The organism is Mesorhizobium sp. M0074, from assembly GCF_040322975.1.
GTDB lineage: Bacteria > Pseudomonadota > Alphaproteobacteria > Rhizobiales > Rhizobiaceae > Mesorhizobium.
Genome location: NZ_JAMYUM010000002.1, coordinates 253,396 through 271,986 on the forward strand (window position 1 = coordinate 253,396; position 18,591 = coordinate 271,986).

Below are 18,591 nucleotides of genomic sequence, written 5' to 3' on the forward strand. Positions count from 1 at the left end.
GACGCCTTCGGGCCCAAATCCTTAGCCGTCAAATCGAGCGTTCCTCCAGCAAGCCGTGGGCGATGTAGAAATCCTGCAGCCCGGCCAGCGCCGGATGCGCCAGTGCCCGGCGAAGATAGTCGCGGATGCGCGGCAGATGCTTCAGATAATAAGGCTTGCCGTCGCGTTTTTCGAGCCGCACGAAGATGCCGAGGATCTTGGAATTGCGCTGTGCGGCCATGATTGCATAGGTTTCGCGGAATTCGTTCTCATCGAAGGCACCGGCAGCGCGTCGCGCGGCGATGTAGGCGGCGAGCGTGTGCTTTTCGATTTCGGGTGAGATAGTGACGCGCGCGTCCATGGCGAGCGAGGCGACGTCGTAGGCGGACGGCCCGATCAGCGCGTCCTGGACATCGACGACGCCGAGGCGATCGTGACCGGAACGGTCAGCGCGCCAGATCAGGTTGGGTGAATGGAAATCGCGCAGCATCAGCGTGTATTCGCGCCCCTCCAGCCGATCGAGCACCGCACTCCATTCGCTGCGGTAACCGGCGCGCAGCGCCTCTCTAGGCGGAGCGCCTGATATCGCCGGGACATACCAGTCGACCAACAATTCGGCCTCGATCATCATGGCGTCGCGGTCGAAAGGCGGCACCTCATGGAAGACGCCGGGGCCGGCCTGCATGCGGGCCGGCCATGTTTTGCCGTGCATCATGGCAAGCAGTTCGGCCGCCGCAGCGTAGCGCTCGGCCACCGGCTGGCCGCGCTTGTCGAGAAACCCTTGGGAACCGAGATGCTCCAGCAGGAGAAAACCCTGGTCGAGATCCTGGGCATAGATTTCCGGGACGCTGACGCCGCCGGCCCGCAAGGCCCGGTCGATGGCGACGAACGCCGAAACGGATTGCGCGGTGTGAGCGATCTCGGCATAGGGTTTGCCGTCGCGGACTGGCGGTCCGAGCACCAGCCTTGGCGAGTTCATCAGCACCCGCGGCGGAAATCTGGCGAGCGTGACGATCTCGTAGGAGCGAGCCGAGGCATCACCGATGAAATGTCGTCGCTGCGCTTCGCCCCAACCGGCCTGCCCGAGAAAATCGCGCATTGCCAGCGATCGCGCCGCGCGCTCGAAGGCGGCGCCCTCTCCCGATAGTCTCGCCAGTCGGCCGTCGCCCTGCTGGAGAAGTTCGACCAGCACCGAGGTTTTCGGCAGATATGCCTCTGCCCGCTCCGGCCATTCGACCAGCGCGGCGCCTTGCGTCAGCGCCTCGTCGAAGCCCAGCTCGTCCAGCTCGGATGCCGTGCCCAAGCGGTAGAGATCGAAATGATGAACCGGCACACGCGTGTCGTAGCTCTGGACCAGCGTGAAGGTCGGGCTCGGCACGTCGAGTCCGGCATCGTCGGCCAGTGCCTTGATCAGCGCCCGTGCCAAGGTCGATTTGCCGGCGCCGAGATCGCCCTTGAGGGCGAGCACGTCGCCAATGCGCAGCGACATGGCGAGATCCTCGCCGAACCTTGCCGTCGCAGCCTCGTCGGCGAGAAAACGCTCCAGCACCAATACCGCCATCGAACGCGCTACTCGGCCGCCGCGCGGATGCCGGACGGCGTGTCGGGAAAGGCGCAAACAACCGTGGTGCCCTTATCCCTGCCGGTCTCGATGCGGACGCTGCCGCCATGCAGTTCGACAAAGCTCTTGACGATCGACAGGCCGAGCCCGGCGCCACGGCGGCGGCCGCCATTGGTGCGCGGCTCGAAGCGCCGGAACACTGAGTCAAGCAGGTCCGGCGGCATGCCGGGGCCGTCATCGTGAACGGAAAATTCCACGCCGTCGGCAAGTTGGCGGCAGGCGAGCGTTATGGTGCTCGCCTCCGGCGCGTAATTGGCGGCATTGCTGAGCAGATTGTAGAGGATCTGGCGGACGCGGATCTCGTCGCCGTGGAAGGTTTTCGGCGCGGCCGCCGCGTCGATCCTAAGCTTGATCGCATGTTCCTCCAGCCGGTCGGCGACCAGTTCGGCGGCAGCCGTAATGGTTCGATCGATGTGAACTTCGGAAATGTCGAGTTCCATGATGCCGGCATCCACCGTCGCCAGGTCGAGGATGTCGTTGACGATGGTGAGCAGGACCGAGGAAGACGAGCCGACATGCCCGATATATTCGCGTTGCTTCTGGTTCAGCGGACCAGTCGACGGCAGTGAAAGAAGCTCGGTAAAGCCGATGATGTTGGTGAGTGGCGAGCGCAGCTCATAGGAGACGTGCTGCACGAATTCGTTCTTGATCTGGTCGGACTTTTGCAGCGCCTCATTCTTGTCCTTCAGCGCCCGCTCGACATTGACGCTGTCGGTAACGTCGACGAAGGTCATCATCACCTGGCCGTTGGGCAAAGGGATGACGGCGTAGCGCAAAACGGTGCCGTTGTTCAATTCGGTTTGGCCGTGGCGGTCGCGGCGCTCGTCGTCGAAGCCGGTGATGGCGGCAACGAACCCGCCCCACGGACTGTCGACGGCACGGCGGTCGCAAAGGTTGCGGATCGTCGAGACATGGACGTTGGGTTTTGAGGCATCGGCATCCAGCCCCCACAATGCCGCGAACGCCGGGTTCGACAATCTCAGCTTGCCGTCGGGGCCGAACACAGCGACGCCTTCGGCGAGGTTGTCGAGCGTCTCGCCCTGGACCCGGACGGCGGTCTGGTAGCGGCTTTCAAGGTCCATCTTCTCGGTCAGGTTCTCGAACACCCAGGTGACGCCGCCCTTGGGCTGCGGATTGGCGACGACGCGAATGGTCTTGCCGTCCGGCAGATGCCACCAATGCTCCTGCGATTCAACCGCGCGGTAAGCGCCGAGCAGGCTCTCTTTCCAGCGCCGCCATTCGGGCTGCTCGGCGATCCTGCCTTCGCTGCGCAGGCGGTCAAGCAGCAAGGCGTTGTCCGGCGCGCTGTGCAGGAAGCCGCTGTCGAGGCCCCATAGCTTCTGGAACGCCTGATTGAAAAACCGCAATTTCTCGTCGGTGTCGAAAATCGCCACGGCGGTGTTGAGCTGATCGAGCGTGTCGGCGTGGCTCTGCATGGTCCGCTCATATTCGGCGCGAATGGCCTCGATAGCGCTGATGTCGCAGGCAAGACCAGCCGAACCATCCGCCCCGGCAAAATCGGTCACGGCAAACATACGGCGGTCGCCTTCGATGACCGTGGAGAGCGTCTGTTCAAAGACCGCGCGCGACTTGTGCTGCGCAGCGATCGTGTCGCGCGCCTGGCCGCCGAGGAATTCCTTGCCATCGCGGACCGCCGCTTCGGCATTCTCGGCCTCGACCGCTTCGGCATAGGCGCGGTTGACCCATTTCAGCCGCCCGTCGACAGTACGCAGCCATGACGGCATCTTGAGCGCATCCAGAAGACCGATCAGCGTCTCATGGTCGGCGGCTAAGCGTTGGTTCTCGATCTTCAGCCTGGCCTGGCTTCGCTGTGTCTCCGAAAGCGAGACGAAGCGAACCAGCACATGCGCCGCACTCTTGCGGCCGTGAACCTCGAGCGGCTGGCCGGCCTGCGATTCGATGACCAGATCGAACGGCTTTGCCTTGTCCCGCAGTGCCGCTACGGCATGTTCGAGTGCGGCCGCCGAACGCGGCATCAGCCAGCGGCCGAAAGCCAGGAAGGCCGCCCGGTCCTCCGGCGCGCCGCTCTCGATCGGCAATGTCCCGACAAGTTCGGGCTTCTTGTTCTCGGCCGCCCATACCACCACGCGCTGATCGCGAGAATGGAGCAGCGCCTCCGAGCGCTGCAGCGCGGCATTGACGTCGGCGATGCGGGTCCTGAGCTCGGCATTTTCCGCCGCGGTGCGCGCCCGTTCGCGGATCAGAAAGATGGCCGACAGCAATGCCGCCCCCATGACGCCGACGAACATGGCGAGTTGCATGACCTCGACCGTGCTGACCGACAGCCCGGCCTTTTGCGCCACGCGGGTTTGGGCATGTGCAGTAAAGCCAAGCAGCGGACCAACCAGCGCGGAAGAAGCAAGCAGCACACCGACACGGCTGCCGGCGCGCCATAGAAGGCTGCCGCCTCTGGCAGCGGAGCCCGTGATCGAATCGTTATGGCCGCCGGAAACGGCCTGTCCCGCGCAAGGCGGGTTATCCCCCGGCATGTCTTGGTCCTCTTCGCCGCCTGAATGCAAGACCGCCCTGATGCGTGCGCCCGGGCCTCGTCCCCGGACCGCGAATCAGCACCATAGCGCTTGCGCGAATCGGCGTGAAGAATCAATCAGCGCAAAAATAAAGCCGGGCGAAAAGTCAATTGCCCGGCTTCAATATCTAGTGGCAAGTTTCGCCGTGGTTAATAGCGGTAGTGTTCCGGCTTGAACGGTCCCTGCGGAGTGACGCCGATATAGGCGGCCTGTTCGCCGGACAGTTCGGTCAGGCGGGCACCGAGCTTGTCGAGATGCAGGCGCGCGACCTTTTCGTCGAGATGCTTCGGCAGGACATAGACCTGGTTCTCGTACTGACCGGGCTTGGTGTACAACTCGATCTGGGCCAACACCTGGTTGGTGAAGGACGCCGACATGACGAAGCTCGGATGGCCGGTGGCGTTGCCGAGGTTGAGCAGACGGCCCTCCGACAAAAGGATCATCCGCTTGCCGTCCGGGAAGGTGATCATGTCCACCTGAGGCTTGATGTTGGTCCACTTCAGATTGCGCAGCGAGGCCACCTGGATCTCGTTGTCGAAGTGACCGATGTTGCCGACGATCACCATGTCCTTCATCAGGCGCATGTGGTCGAGGGTAACGACGTCCTTGTTGCCGGTGGTGGTGATGACGATGTCGGCCGTCGGCGCCGCGTCCTCGAGCGTGACCACCTCGAAACCGTCCATCGCCGCCTGCAGCGCGCAGATCGGATCGACCTCGGTGACCTTGACGCGGGCGCCGGCGCCCTTGAGCGAAGCCGACGAGCCTTTGCCGACGTCGCCATAGCCGCAGACAACCGCGACCTTGCCGGCCATCATCGTGTCGGTGCCGCGGCGAATGCCGTCGACAAGCGATTCCTTGCAGCCATATTTGTTGTCGAATTTCGACTTGGTGACGGAATCATTGACGTTGATCGCCGGGAACGGCAGCAAGCCTTTTTTCTGCAGCTGATAGAGCCGGTTGACGCCGGTCGTCGTCTCTTCAGTGACGCCGCGGATCGCTTCCTTCTGCTTGGTGAAGAAGCCGGGCGATGCCTGCATGCGCTTTTTGATCTGGGCAAACAGGATCTCTTCCTCTTCGCTGCCCGGATTGGACAGCACATCCTCGCCGGCCTCCGCGCGGGCGCCGATCAGGATGTACATGGTGGCATCGCCACCGTCGTCGAGGATCATGTTGGAGGTGCCGCCATCGGCCCACTGGAAGATCTTGTCGGTGTAGACCCAATAGTCCTCCAGCGTCTCGCCCTTGACGGCAAACACCGGAATTCCGGCCTCGGCAATGGCCGCGGCGGCGTGGTCCTGGGTCGAGAAGATGTTGCAGGAAGCCCAGCGGATATCGGCGCCGAGCGCCTTAAGCGTTTCGATCAGCACCGCCGTCTGGATGGTCATGTGCAGCGAGCCGGTGATGCGCGCGCCCTTGAGCGGCTTCTTGTCGCCGAATTCCTCGCGGCAGGCCATCAGGCCCGGCATTTCGGTTTCGGCGATCTCGATCTCCTTGCGGCCCCAGCCGGCAAGCGCGATGTCTGCGACCACATAGTCCTTGCTACCCGTCATGGCAGTGCTCCGATGCGAATTGATTGCGGGACGCGCCCGCCCCGAAGGCGTGTCGGAGGGCGCGAGTTGCCGGCCTGACTAGCAGATCGGGAGTCGGACGACAATGGGATATAAAGAAATCTTTATCCGTGCATGTCTTCAGCTACGGCGGCCATGAGAGCGCGCAGAAGGGGTGCTGTCCAAGGTGGCCGTCCCTCAGACCTCAGATCGGCAACACTTTCAAAGCCGGAAACAAAAAACCCGCCTCGGCGGGCGGGTCTTCGGGGCCAATTGGCACCATAGCGAGATTAGTAGCATAGCTGCCGGCACAAAGCAAGAACAAAATACGCGACGGTCGCGCAAAAATGCGATTTCCTTCACCGCCGCAAGGTTGCGCCCGAACATGCCGCAGCAGGTGCCGTCGGCGAAGCCGTCAGCACTCCTCGCCGAAACGGGAAGCAACCAGTTGCTCCAGCGCATCGATGACCTCTTCGGCCTCCGGGCCGGTGGCGGTGACGCGGATCGAATAACCGGGGCTCGCCGCCAGCATCATCAGGCCCATGATCGAGGTGCCGCCGACCTTGACGCCGTCCTTCTCGACCTGGACCGTGGCGTTGAAGCCGCTGGCGATTTGAACGAACTTGGCCGAGGCGCGCGCATGCAGGCCGCGCTGGTTGACGATCGGAAAGTCGCGAACGATCTTGTCCTTTTCCGGCAACAGGGCACTCATTTGCTGCTCAGGAGCTGACTGGCGACATTGATGTATTTACGGCCGGCAGCCTGCGCCTCATCCAGCGCGGCCGTCATGTTGTCGCCTTTGCGAACGCTGGACAGCTTGATCAGCATCGGCAGGTTCATGCCGGCAATGACCTCGATGCGCCCGGATTCCATCACGGAAATGGCGAGGTTGGAGGGCGTGCCGCCGAACATATCGGTCAAAACGATGACGCCTGATCCCGTATCGACGCGGCCGACCGCGTCGATAATGTCGCGGCGGCGCTGTTCCATATCGTCGTCGGCACCGATCGCCACGGTCTCGAAATTGTCTTGTGGCCCAACGACATGTTCCACGGCATTGCGGAACTCGGCGGCCAGTTGACCGTGCGTTACAAGCACGAGTCCGATCATTCTTTGGTGGCTCCCGTCATCGCCGCTTCACAGGCGCATTTTATGCTCGCCGACCGTTCCAGGTGGCGGGAGCGCTATCTTGTCGACGCAAGGCCTGTTGACAAGCCCAAAATTGCGCCGGCCCAAGCCAATTTGACGCATTGCAGCAAAAAATCGAAATCGGATCACAGGAAAGGCGCAATCGACAGGCGCGACATCACTGCCGGCAAGGCCGCCGCTACATTGCGCCCGGCAAGATCAATGCGCGGCACTGGTACGCCGACAACGAGTTCGCTGCAGTCTTCCTGGAAGCGGGCCATTTTGCCGGCTGGCACCAGCCGGATAATGAGGTCGATCACGCAGCTTGGCTCGAACCGTATCGGTTTGGGGCCGAATCCCGGCACCTCGACGAGGCCGGCTATGCTGGCTGGTGCGCGGCAGACCAGCCGCCCGTCGCAATCTGCAGCATAGAGCTGGTCATCGCCGATCAGCCGGGAAAACAGCCCACGCTGGCTGCAATGATCGATCAAGGCGAGCGCCAGCGTCGTCTTGCCCAAGCCGGACGGTCCGGTGATGAGAATGCCGCGATCACCTATCAGGATCGCGGTGCCGTGAATATTTTCAGGCTGCACAATAGGACCAGGCGTGATTGGAATTCATCCGTCAGCCTTCCGCCGGCAGCGTCACCACGAAGCGCGCGCCCTTGATCTCGCCAGGCTTGGTGCCCGGGATGTTCTCGGCGCTCAGCGTGCCGCCATGGGCTTCAACGATCTGCCTGGATATCGACAGGCCAAGGCCCGAGTTCTGACCGAACGCCTCGCCGGCCGGCCGATCGGTATAGAACCGCTCGAAAATGCGGTCGATGTTATCGGCACGGATACCGGGTCCATTGTCGTCGATGGTGACGATGTTGAACTTGCCGGCGCGCGCCAGCGATATGGTGATGTGGCCACGTTCCTCGGGAACGAACGAGCGGGCATTCTCGATCAGGTTGGTGATCACCTGGCCGATCCTCAGGTCATGACCGACGACGAAGTAGCCTTTCACGCCCTGTGGCAGTTTGGCGACCTTGAATTCGATCTCGACCGCCTTCTTGTTGCGCGTGGCCTCGCGCGAGACGGCGACCAGATCGGTGATGAACTTCTTGAGGTCGACGGTTCCCGCATCTTCCCGCGCCAGCTCGGCATCGAGACGGGAGGCATCGGAAATATCGGTGATGAGACGGTCAAGCCGCCTCACATCGTGCTGGATGATATCCATCAGCCGGCTGCGCGAATTGTCGTTCCTGGCCAGCGGCAATGTCTCCACCGCGCTGCGCAGCGAGGTAAGCGGGTTCTTCAACTCGTGCGAGACATCCGCGGCAAAACTTTCGATCGCCTCGATGCGGGCGTAGAGCGCATTGGTCATGTCGCGCACGGCGATCGACAGATTGCCGATCTCGTCCTGGCGGTCGGAGAAGTCGGGGATTTCCTCGCGGTTCTTGACGCCGCGGCGAACCCTGACCGCCGCCGCGGAAAGCCGGCGCAGCGGGTTGGCGATGGTGGAGGCCAGCAGCATCGACAGGATGGCGGTAACCAGGGCGGCAATGCCGAACACGCGCAGGATCGCCTTGCGCTCGGCCGCGACGATCTTGTCGATGTCGCCGCCTTCGGTCGACAGCATCAGCACGCCGAGAACGGCACGGAAGCGCTGGATCGGCACCGCCACAGAAACGATCTGCTCGCCCTGCTCCGAGATCCGCACGATCGTCGACGGGCTGCCGGTAAGCGCCTTGACCACTTCCGGAAACGCGGCGCCGTTGCCACCCGGCTGCTCGCGATAGACGGGCAGCTGCTTGTTGCGGAAGAAATCGAAGACGAATTTCTGGATGCGCTCCAGAAGGTCTGGCTGTTCCTCTTCGACCGGCGGCAGGTCGTAGCGAAGGATCTGGCCGCGCGAATAGAGATGGCGGGAATCGAGCAGCAGGTTGGCGTCGCGGTCGTAAATGCGGGCGCGGGTGCGCGTCGGCGAGATCAACCGCCTGAGCACCGGCGCCACGCGCTCCGGATTGATCGGGAAATCGAGGTTATCGAGCTGATCGGAGCCCGGGCCGAGGCTTTCGCCGGCCTGTAACTCGAGCAGCTTCTCCGGATCGATGCTGATCGAATCGGTCTCGACCGTCGCCGAGGCGGCGATCGCGCCGGCGATGATCTCGCCTTGAGTCATCAGGCTCTCGACACGGGCGTCGATCAGCCCGTCGCGAAAGGTATTGAGATAGAGAATGCCGGTGACCAGGACGGCAAGGCCGGCAAGGTTGAGAAAGAGGATACGCCGCGTCAGGCTGGAAAAGATGTGATGGCCGAGAAACCGGCGCATCGGCACCGTAATTTTCGACACGAAGGCGGGCAGAATCCGCGGCGGGCGCCTGGCGGCGCCCGACCGTCTCACTCGCTCTACTTGCACTGCCATCGAATAGCAGCTCCCGCTCGACTCAAGCTTCGCGGAACCGATATCCGACTCCGTAAAGGGTTTCGATCATTTCGAAGTCATCATCAACGGCCTTGAACTTTTTGCGTAGCCGCTTGATGTGACTGTCGATGGTGCGGTCATCGACATAGACCTGCTCATCATAAGCCGAATCCATCAGCGCATCACGGCTTTTTACAACGCCCGGACGCTGGGCCAGCGAATGCAGGATGAGGAACTCGGTGACGGTCAGCGTCACCGGCTCGCCCTTCCAGGTGCAGGTGTGGCGCTCCTGGTCCATGACAAGCTGGCCGCGCTCAAGCGACCGGGCCTGCTGGTTGGGCGCCTTGGCAGCCGCCTCGCGGGTGCTGGCGCGTCGCAGCACGGCGCGGACGCGTTCGACAAGAAGACGCTGCGAGAAGGGTTTGCGGATGAAGTCGTCGGCGCCCATCTTGAGGCCGAACAGTTCATCGATCTCATCGTCCTTGGAGGTCAGGAAGATCACCGGCAGGTCGGATTTCTGACGCATCCGGCGCAGCAACTCCATGCCGTCCATGCGCGGCATCTTGATGTCGAGGATGGCGAGGTTCGGCGGGCGCGCCGCCAGTCCCTCCAGCGCCGATGCCCCATCCGTGTAGGTTTCGACCCGATAACCCTCGGATTCGAGGGCGATCGAAACCGAAGTCAGAATGTTGCGATCGTCGTCGACAAGCGCGATTGTTGCCATTTCAAGCGGCTCCCTCATGAGCTGTCCCTTCTTTCGTCGAGAAGGGGCTTTTGCAGGACAAATTAGGTACAAAATGTGGCATAGGCTGTATCCGCTGTCACGCGCGGCATGTCGACGGCCACAATTGTACCTCGATATGGATTGGACGAATGAACATCGCCAATCCTTTGGGCAACCATCAGTGTTTTTGCACATATAAACGATTTAAACAACTTTCAAAATATTTAAATCGATTAATGATTTGATATCATTCGCCTTTTCTGGTTTTGACGTTTTTAGCTCCTGCAATGGGAGTTCCGGAATTCGCCGGTAAAGACGCGGTAAATCGAAGAAGGGACACCCATGTCGGAAGCCGGCAAACGCAATCCTGCATGTGCAATCGATCGGATCGGCCTAAGAACCACGGGCGTGGTGCGCTATAATTTCGGCGCGGCCGCGCTCTACGAGGAGGCAATCCGCCGTGGCGAGGCCCGACTCACCGCGCATGGCGCGCTTGCCGCCGAGACCGGGCAGCACACCGGCCGCTCGCCCAGGGACAAATTCGTGGTGCGCGACGAAAGCACCGCGCCGCATGTATGGTGGGACAACAACAAAGCGATTTCGCCGATCCAGTTCGATACGCTGCTTGGCGATTTTCGCGCCCACGCGGCTGGAAAGGACCTTTATGTGCAGGACCTGGTCGGCGGCGCCGACGAGGAGCTGAAGCTGCCGACCAGGGTGATCACGGAGCTTGCCTGGCACTCCTTGTTCATCCGCAATCTGCTCATCCGACCGGCCGCCGCCGAACTCGAGCATTTCATGCCCGATTTGACGATCATCGACCTGCCGTCGTTCCGCGCCGATCCCGCCCGCCACGGCACGCGCGGCGAAACGGTGATTGCCGTCGATCTTTCGCACATGATCGTGTTGATCGGCGGTACCTCGTATGCCGGCGAGATGAAGAAGTCGGTGTTCACCGTGCTCAACTATCTGCTGCCGGCAAAAGGTGTGATGCCGATGCACTGCTCGGCCAATGAAGGGCCCGTCGGCGACGCGGCCGTTTTCTTCGGCCTTTCCGGGACCGGCAAGACGACGTTGTCGGCCGACCCGTCGCGCACGCTGGTCGGCGACGACGAGCATGGCTGGGGACCGCACGGCATCTTCAATTTCGAGGGCGGCTGCTATGCCAAGACGATCAAGCTTTCGGCCGAAGCCGAGCCGGAGATCTTCGCCACCACCCAGCGCTTCGGCACGGTGCTGGAGAATGTGGCGCTCGACGCAGGCCGCGTGCCGGATTTCGACGACGGCGGGCTGACCGAAAACACACGCTGCGCCTACCCGCTCCACTTCATCCCCAACGCCAGCAAGACGGGGCGCGCCAGCCACCCGAAGAACATCATCATGCTGACCGCCGACGCATTCGGTGTGATGCCGCCGATCGCGCGGCTGACCCCGGCGCAGGCCATGTACCATTTCCTCTCCGGCTATACCGCCAAGGTGGCGGGGACCGAGAAGGGCGTTACGGAACCCGAAGCGACATTTTCGACATGCTTCGGCGCACCGTTCATGCCGCGGCATCCGTCGGAATACGGCAATCTGTTGCGCGAGCTCATCGCCCGCCAAGGCGTCGATTGCTGGCTGGTCAACACCGGCTGGACCGGCGGCGCCTACGGCACCGGCAAGCGAATGCCGATCAAAGCAACGCGGGCGCTGCTTGCGGCGGCGCTCGACGGCTCGCTGAAAGCGGCCGACTTCCGCACCGACGCCAATTTCGGTTTCGACGTACCGGTGACGGTTGCCGGCGTCGACCGCGCCATTCTCGACCCTAGATCGACCTGGATCGACAAGCCCGCCTACGACCGGCAGGCGGCAAGGCTGGTCGGCATGTTCGTCGACAATTTCGAAAAGTTCGAAGCCCATGTCGACGCCACCGTGCTCGGCGCCGCACCACGCATGCAGGTAGCGGCTGAATAGCCGTCGCCCCTGGTGATGCTTCAAGGCCCGGCTTCGATCGGGCCTTTTCTTTTTTCGCCTGCCGCGCCATGAGTGCGGCATGAACGCCGACGACAAGATCATCATTACCGACGATGCGGTGATTAATCCGGGCGACTTGCACGAGGACTTCATCCGTTCGCCCGGCCCGGGCGGCCAGAACGTCAACAAGGTGGCGACGGCAGTGCAATTGCGCTTCGATGCCGCCAATGCGGCTGGCCTGTCGGAGCGGGTGCGCGAACGGACCATCAAGCTTGCCGGCCAGCGCGCCACCAAGGACGGCGTCATCGTCATCGAAGCCGGACGCTTCCGCACCCAGGAGCAGAACCGGGCGGACGCCCGGGCGCGGCTGACGGCACTGGTCGCCAAGGCCGCCGAACCACCACCACCGCCGCGCAAGAAGACCAGGCCGTCTAAAGGCGCGGTCGAAAGACGGCTCAAGAGCAAGGCCGGGCGCGGCTCGATCAAGAAACTGCGCGGCCGGGTCGGGGATGAGTGACAGCCGAAGCGGCTTCGGATCTCAGATCGCCGGTTAAAGCGCGCAGCCACCGTCGGAGGCGGCTTTCGGGTCGCCGTTTTCATTTGACGGTGGCATTCTGATTTCTCCAGACCAACGGATTAAGCGACGCGATGCTCGTACTGCCCAAAGGCGTCCGCCATATGCCCGGCTACCTGTCGCGCGCCATGCAGGAAGTGCTGGTGGAAGATATCAGGCAGGTCGTGCAGAACGCGCCGCTGTTCGTGCCGGCGATGCCGCGTACCGGCAAGGAGATGAGCGTGCGCATGACCAATTGCGGTCCGCTGGGCTGGGTCACCGACAAGGAGCACGGCTATCGCTACCAGCCGACCCACCCGGTGACCGGAAGGCCTTGGCCGCCGATCCCGGAGATGCTGCTCGAACTGTGGCGGGATGTATCTGCCTATGCGCACCCGCCGGAAGCCTGCCTGGTCAATTTCTATTCGCAGGATGCCAAGATGGGTCTTCACCAGGACCGCGACGAGAGCGATTTCTCCGCGCCTGTCGTCTCGGTGTCGCTCGGCGACGATTGCCTGTTCCGGGTCGGCCAGACGACGCGCGACGGCGCCACCAAATCGTTCAGGCTGAGGAGCGGCGACGTCGTCGTGCTTGGCGGCGAAGGGCGGCTCTGCTTTCACGGCGTCGACCGTATCTACCCGTCGACCTCGGCATTGCTCAGGAGTGGCGGCCGCATCAATCTGACGCTGCGACGGGTGACGATGCCGAAATAGGCTGTTCGGGTGGCCGGGGGCCCGGGCGGACATAATCGTCGCGCAGATAGATGCGCTCGGTCTCGTCCTCGATAAGAATGCGGTAGTGCGCCAGGATGGCGTCAAAGCCAAAATGCCCCATCAGTTGGCTTGTCCACATCGTGTTGTTTTTCTTGAAGACGACGATATCCGGGCGCAGACGCACGAACTCTTCGCGTTTGCTTTCGACGTAGCGCGCCATGATGGCTTGGTAACGCATGGCTTCGGCGGTGTCACCCGAGAGAGCTGCCTGCCGGGACAGGGAAAGTGCGAACGCTCCAAGCCAATCGCTGACGTGGGTCGAAACGAACTGCCCATCGATCATACGGTTCAACGGATGTCCCGAGGAAATATCCGAACTGACCAACGCTACGGTCGGCCGATCGGTGGCGGCGCGAATTGCGGCAACCAGCGCCGGCCCTGGTTTCTGGGTGCTCCAGTACGGCAAGAAAGCGATTGCCACCGCCGCCAATGCCCAAGCTCGCGAAGGAGCCGTCACGAACGTCAACAGCTTCGACGGCTGCTGCACGATCCTGGGCAGTGCTAGCAGGCAGAAAATGGCTGCCACAGCGCAAAAGATCGCGGGATAGGCATGATAAGACCAGCCTTTGGCTTGGTAGAACAGGGGAAACATGCCAGCGATCGATGCCGCCAACGCAACCGCCGCCAGCTCTGGAAACCGCCTGGCAGGCCACAGCCACCAGATCAGGAAGACAAGGAAACACCACGAGAAACCGTAGCCGATCACAATCGGCCAAAAGATGCCGATCTTTGCATAAACGTCCGCCAAGAGGGGATAGATGTCGCGCACGAATTCCGGATGGATCAGCGTGACCGTGCTGAGATAGACAACGCAGATGCCGCCAATGACCCAGTGTTCCAGGGCGAAGATCGATTTCAGACTGCGCCGGCGCACTGCAACGACCAGCGCCGGCGCCAACACCATGATCGCATAGTAGGGCTTGACCAGCAGCAGAATGCTGCCCGACAGGCCGGCGAGTACGGCGAGCCCGGGGTCTGGTTGGGCAGCTGCATCTCTGCGCGCGCGCCAGGCATGAAGCGCAAGCAGCGGCATGAAAAGTGCCATGCCGATATGCTCCCGCTCGCTGAAGGCATTTCCGGGGAAGACCACCAACATTGCGCAAAACGCTGGCCCCAGTGCAAACAATGATGCAGTTTCGGTGAAACCCGCACGCTTGACGATCACGCCCGAGAGCGAAAGTCCGATAAGCACGGCAAGGTATGTCCAGGCCTCAACCAGGATTTCCGGGGCGGTGCCCAGCAATCTGGCCGCAGCCACTGGCGGCAGATAGAGCCAGACGCTGAATGGGGGGTTGGTCTCGTAGATTTGCGAGTAAAGCCGCTCACCGGACAGCATACGCTCGCAGACCGTGATCAGCCAGCTAGTGTCGGGAACAGTCCCCCAACGTCGCTGCCAGAAGATCGAGAAGACGGTGACTGCGGCAATGGCCAGGACATTGCGGCTAGGAAGCAGCGACGCCGCAATATCCCGGTCGCGCCAGCGGCTCAAGCCGCCAATGTCGTTCGAGACGCTCATGCTGTTGCACCGAGGCTCTCGAGATCGAGCCATCTGTCGTCCAGCGGAGCGATTGGATCCAGCCGTGTCATGGGTTTCCGGGGGCTCCTGCTCAATCGGTTTGGAGCGGCGCAGGCGCCGTGTAACGCAGATAGACAGTGATTTCCGGCTCGGCGTGCAGCAGACGATAGTCGGCCAAGGCGACCTGGATCCGCTTGTCCTGCAGCATCAGGGCAGTCCACGCGGGCGAGCCTGACAGCACGATATCGGGCTTCTTCGCTGATATCTCGGCGGCGTTTTCGCCGATCACCCGATCGCGGATGCTTTCAAGTTCCGGTCTCCGTTCGAGATCGCCGGTGATGCGGGCGAGCGTGTCCGCGTTGGAGACCGCCCAGGCGCTCGGATGGCGTGATATGAACCTGCCGCCGACCAGCCTGGCGAGGGGATGGGCAACCTGCATCTGGTCGGCAATCGACATGATGGTCGGGGTTTCGACCGTTGCGCGGATCGCGGCGACAGACCGGGCGATCGGGCCGTTATCGGTCGTCAGCGCCGCGTACTGTGCCCTGACCGCTATTTGCAGCACCAGCACGCAGCCGAAGATCAGGGCGGCCTTGCGAACGAAGCCTGCACTGCCGAATGTGCCGAACCGCACAAGCTGGATGCCAAATGCAAGTGTCGCAACAACGACCATCGGCAGCGCGTGATTGGGCCAACCCTTGCCCATGACGATGAAGGCCGGAATGAACCCCAGGGCGGTCAGGAGCGGAATCCTGACGTCCCAGTTCGTCTTTCTCAGGCCGCCGGCCGCAAGCACGGTGGCGGCGGCCAGAAGCAGCACCACTTTCGGCCAGTTTGCCAGCATATCGGCGGCAGAGGCCCTCAACGGAAGATAGACCTCCCTGACCAAGGGCAGGACGTCGCTGACGTAAGCGCGGTCGAAGAGCGCGATGGACGCGATATAGGCGGCCACGATCGCAGCGCCCACCAGGTTCTCTGCGACGAAGAGCGGTCTCAGCGACCGCCTTTCAAGCGCAAGACAGAGCGACGGCAACATGAAGGCCAGCACAAAATAGGGCGGCTTGACCATGACCACGACCGCCGCGCCGAAGCCCGCGACCATGTGCTCCAGGCGCGAGCCCGCGCTGAAATCCAGGTTCCGCTGACGTGTGCATTGCAACGCCACCCAAGGCAGAATGGCAATCAATGCGAAGTGCTCGCGTTGGCCGAATTGATCCGGCATGAAACACAGGATCAAAAACAGGGCCGCCGCTGCCGCCCACAGCGCATGGGGCTGCCGGTAGACCGGTTCATCGCGCGAGAGAATGCGGACGGAAACGGAAAGACTGGCCAGGCTCAGGCAAACGACGCCAAGCGTCAGCCAGAATTCCGCACGCATGCCAGTGAGCTTTTCCAGGAGCATGAACGGCATGTAGAGCCAGATCGAGAAAGGGGGGTTGGTCTCCACGATGGCGGTGTTGAGCCGCTCTCCGCCAAGCAGGCGGTCGCAGACGACCAGAAGCCACGACACGTCAACATTGGTCGGAATTGCAACGGTCGATAGCCAGACGGCGTATGTGACGACCAGACTGGCCAGCAGCAACGGAGCACCCGCTACGCCCACAAAGGGCGAGAAGCGGTTGGCGCCGGGCAGCAGTTCACTGAGGGATCGCGCGCTAGAGACCACGAAACACCCACCGCCCGAGGACGACATAGTTGATGACCGGCACGGCAATGCAGGTGAGCAGGATCGGGATTGCGGCAGGGACGCCGAGCATCTGGGTCAAAAGCCCCGGCAGGGCGATCGCGACGGCGAGGCCGGAAGCGGTGAGCAGGAGGAAGCGGGGCAATTCCATAGCGTGGCTGCCGCCCGAGGTGAACGTGAAATATTTATGCCCGGTGTAGGAGAACAGCGCGGCGACGGCGTAGGCCGCAAACGATGTGAGCGCCGCCGGCAGGGCCGCCGTTGCCTGTCCACGCGACAGCAGAAAAGCGCAAACGGCGTAGATCAGCGTCGACGCGATGCCAATCAGCGCAAAGCGCGATAGTCGACGATACGAGCCGGTGCCCATGACGCGGTCAAGCTGCCAATTTCTCGTCGAGGCGAGCGGTTTCGACGGCGCTGTCCTTGCGGAATACCGCCAGCAGCGAAACCCCGAAGGGCAAGCTTGCATTTGGTATGATGCGGCCTTCCGCCGAAAACACTGCCTTCATCGCCGCATTCAGTGGTTTTGGCGGCGTGGCATGGCCGGCTGGCAAGGCCGACTTGCGCAACCTGTCCACCAGTCGTGCCAGCGCCGCTACCGGGAAGAGCGCGGCATTTGTGTAGCTCAGCCGGTCGATCGCGAAACCAGCCCTTTCGATTCGTTCACGCAGCAGATTGCGTGAATAGCGCCGCATATGATGCAGCCCCACATCATGCGTGCTCCACAACCATTGGTGTGCGGGCACAGTGAGGACGACGCTGCCGCCCGGTTTCAGCACTTGGCGGATCGCGGCAAGCGACGCCTCGTCTTCGGCGACATGCTCCAGCACGTCGAACAGGCAGACGAGGTCGCAGCTTTGCGGCGCGACAGGAATGTTGTCCGGCAGATGTCCGGCGAGGAACTCGCGGCCGGTCTTTTCCCAGGCAATCCTGCGCGCGAGATCGCTCATCTCGACTGCCGTCACTGCGCCGAACTGCTCCAGCATCCGGATGTTGCCGCCGGTGCCGGCGCCGATCTCGACGATGCGCGCGTTTTCAGGCAGGCCGATGCTGCGAATGACCGCCTCGGCGATGGCGCGACGCCCGCAGAACCACCAATGCTCGTCTTCGGTGGCGGCCATCTGTCGGTAGGCGTCGATCTCCATCAGCTCATTCCCTCATATTTGCGGCGCACGATGTAGATCGGACGCTGCTTGATCTCGGCGTAGACCCTGCCGAGGTATTGTCCGATGATGCCGATGCCGAGTAACTGGATGCCGCCAAGGAAAAGAACACTGACCAGCAGGGAGGCGTAGCCGGGCACATCAACGCCAAAGATCATTGTCTTGGCGACGATCAGCAGGCCGTAGAGGAACGACAGCGCGGAAATCGTCGCGCCGACATAGGTCCAGATTTCAAGCGGAGCGGTGGAGAAGCTGGTGATGCCTTCGAGCGCGAAGTTCCACAGCTTCCAGCCGGAGAATTTCGACTGGCCGGCGATGCGCTGATCGCGGACATATTCGACGCTTGCGGTGCGGAACCCGACCCAGGCGAACAGGCCCTTCATGAAACGACGGCGTTCGGGCAAAGACCGCAGCGCCTGGATGACCTGGCGGTCGATCAAACGGAAGTCGCCGACATCGTGCGGGATCTTCTGCTGCGCGATCCAGTTGTGAACGCGGTAGAACATCGAGGCGGAGCGCTGCTTGAGAAAGCTGTCGCTCGACCGATTGGCTCGCTTGGCCAGAACAACCTCAAAACCCTCGCGCCACTTTTCCACAAGCAGCGGAATGACATGCGGCGGATCCTGCATATCGACATCCATCGGGATCGCTGCATCGGCATCGCAGCTGTCGAGCCCCGCGGTCATCGCGGCTTCCTTGCCGAAATTGCGTGAAAGGTCGATTACGTGGATGCGTGGATCGGTTTGTTGGGCTTCGATCAGCTTTTCGAGCGTCGTATCGCTGCTGCCGTCGTTGACGAAGATGAACTCGAGGGCAACGCCTTTGTCCTTCAGCGGCGCGGTGCTTTCGCATACCGCCTTCAGGAATGGAGCAATTGCGCCTTCCTCATTGTGGACAGGCACGATCAGGGCAATCGTTGCGCCGCCGCTGCCCGGACGTGCGATGCGGTCAGCTGCCGGCCGATCGATGTTTAGGAATGGCGCGTTCATTTG

Annotated in this window: 16 protein-coding genes; 3 read left to right on the forward strand and 13 right to left on the reverse strand. The window is 62.3% G+C overall.

The window, feature by feature from the left end; translation table 11 throughout:
* Nucleotides 1-28: 28 nt before the first annotated feature.
* The 8 genes from tsaE to NKJ73_RS04250 form a co-directional block, all read right to left on the reverse strand.
* Nucleotides 29-1,540: a tRNA (adenosine(37)-N6)-threonylcarbamoyltransferase complex ATPase subunit type 1 TsaE gene (gene tsaE, locus NKJ73_RS04215; protein WP_023677554.1), complete on the reverse strand. Its 1,512-nt coding sequence runs from the start codon at nt 1,538-1,540 to the stop codon at nt 29-31.
* Between the two features lie 8 nt (nt 1,541-1,548).
* Nucleotides 1,549-4,110 (reverse strand): sensor histidine kinase, encoded by a 2,562-nt coding sequence (locus NKJ73_RS04220; protein ID WP_023677553.1) that lies wholly within the window; start codon nt 4,108-4,110, stop codon nt 1,549-1,551.
* Nucleotides 4,111-4,298: 188 nt separating this feature from the next.
* Nucleotides 4,299-5,699 (reverse strand): adenosylhomocysteinase, encoded by a 1,401-nt coding sequence (gene ahcY / locus NKJ73_RS04225; protein ID WP_023677552.1) that lies wholly within the window; start codon nt 5,697-5,699, stop codon nt 4,299-4,301.
* Nucleotides 5,700-6,111: 412 nt separating this feature from the next.
* Nucleotides 6,112-6,408: an HPr family phosphocarrier protein gene (locus tag NKJ73_RS04230; RefSeq protein WP_023677551.1), complete on the reverse strand. Its 297-nt coding sequence runs from the start codon at nt 6,406-6,408 to the stop codon at nt 6,112-6,114.
* Nucleotides 6,405-6,806, reverse strand: coding sequence for a PTS sugar transporter subunit IIA (locus tag NKJ73_RS04235; protein ID WP_254815942.1), 402 nt, complete (start codon nt 6,804-6,806; stop codon nt 6,405-6,407). Before NKJ73_RS04235 ends, NKJ73_RS04230 begins: the two co-directional genes overlap by 4 nt.
* 164 nt (nt 6,807-6,970) lie before the next feature.
* Nucleotides 6,971-7,417: an HPr kinase/phosphorylase gene (locus NKJ73_RS04240; RefSeq protein WP_352568484.1), complete on the reverse strand. Its 447-nt coding sequence runs from the start codon at nt 7,415-7,417 to the stop codon at nt 6,971-6,973.
* A gap of 31 nt (nt 7,418-7,448) precedes the next feature.
* Nucleotides 7,449-9,233, reverse strand: a complete 1,785-nt coding sequence (locus NKJ73_RS04245; protein WP_023677548.1) for a sensor histidine kinase — start codon at nt 9,231-9,233, stop codon at nt 7,449-7,451.
* A 22-nt stretch (nt 9,234-9,255) separates the two neighbouring features.
* Nucleotides 9,256-9,957 carry a response regulator transcription factor gene (locus NKJ73_RS04250; RefSeq protein WP_023677547.1) on the reverse strand — a complete coding sequence of 234 codons (702 nt, stop codon included), beginning with the start codon at nt 9,955-9,957 and terminating at the stop codon, nt 9,256-9,258.
* A 342-nt stretch (nt 9,958-10,299) separates the two neighbouring features.
* On the opposite strand from NKJ73_RS04250, the gene NKJ73_RS04255 reads away from it, so the two are divergent.
* The 3 genes from NKJ73_RS04255 to NKJ73_RS04265 all read left to right on the forward strand — a co-directional run bounded on the left by NKJ73_RS04255 (nt 10,300) and on the right by NKJ73_RS04265 (nt 13,176).
* On the forward strand, nt 10,300-11,910 hold the full coding sequence (locus tag NKJ73_RS04255; RefSeq protein WP_352568486.1) for a phosphoenolpyruvate carboxykinase: 1,611 nt from the start codon (nt 10,300-10,302) through the stop codon (nt 11,908-11,910).
* A 79-nt stretch (nt 11,911-11,989) separates the two neighbouring features.
* On the forward strand, nt 11,990-12,427 hold the full coding sequence (arfB, locus tag NKJ73_RS04260) for an alternative ribosome rescue aminoacyl-tRNA hydrolase ArfB (RefSeq protein ID WP_352568487.1): 438 nt from the start codon (nt 11,990-11,992) through the stop codon (nt 12,425-12,427).
* Nucleotides 12,428-12,558: 131 nt separating this feature from the next.
* Nucleotides 12,559-13,176, forward strand: a complete 618-nt coding sequence (locus NKJ73_RS04265) for an alpha-ketoglutarate-dependent dioxygenase AlkB family protein (RefSeq protein ID WP_352454809.1) — start codon at nt 12,559-12,561, stop codon at nt 13,174-13,176.
* Here NKJ73_RS04265 and NKJ73_RS04270 read toward each other — a convergent pair.
* From NKJ73_RS04270 to NKJ73_RS04290, 5 genes are all read right to left on the reverse strand, one after another.
* On the reverse strand, nt 13,139-14,725 hold the full coding sequence (locus NKJ73_RS04270; protein ID WP_352568488.1) for a hypothetical protein: 1,587 nt from the start codon (nt 14,723-14,725) through the stop codon (nt 13,139-13,141). The two genes, NKJ73_RS04265 and NKJ73_RS04270, sit on opposite strands and share 38 nt — an antisense overlap.
* A 118-nt stretch (nt 14,726-14,843) precedes the next feature.
* Entirely contained in the window at nt 14,844-16,418 is a 1,575-nt protein-coding gene (locus NKJ73_RS04275) for a hypothetical protein (RefSeq protein ID WP_352568489.1), read from the reverse strand.
* Nucleotides 16,408-16,803 carry a GtrA family protein gene (locus NKJ73_RS04280; RefSeq protein WP_023677541.1) on the reverse strand — a complete coding sequence of 132 codons (396 nt, stop codon included), beginning with the start codon at nt 16,801-16,803 and terminating at the stop codon, nt 16,408-16,410. Before NKJ73_RS04280 ends, NKJ73_RS04275 begins: the two co-directional genes overlap by 11 nt.
* Nucleotides 16,804-16,810: 7 nt before the next feature.
* Nucleotides 16,811-17,581 (reverse strand): class I SAM-dependent methyltransferase, encoded by a 771-nt coding sequence (locus tag NKJ73_RS04285; RefSeq protein ID WP_352454813.1) that lies wholly within the window; start codon nt 17,579-17,581, stop codon nt 16,811-16,813.
* Entirely contained in the window at nt 17,581-18,588 is a 1,008-nt protein-coding gene (locus tag NKJ73_RS04290) for a glycosyltransferase family 2 protein (protein WP_352454814.1), read from the reverse strand. The genes NKJ73_RS04285 and NKJ73_RS04290 overlap by 1 nt, the downstream gene beginning before the upstream one ends.
* Nucleotides 18,589-18,591 lie beyond the last annotated feature (3 nt).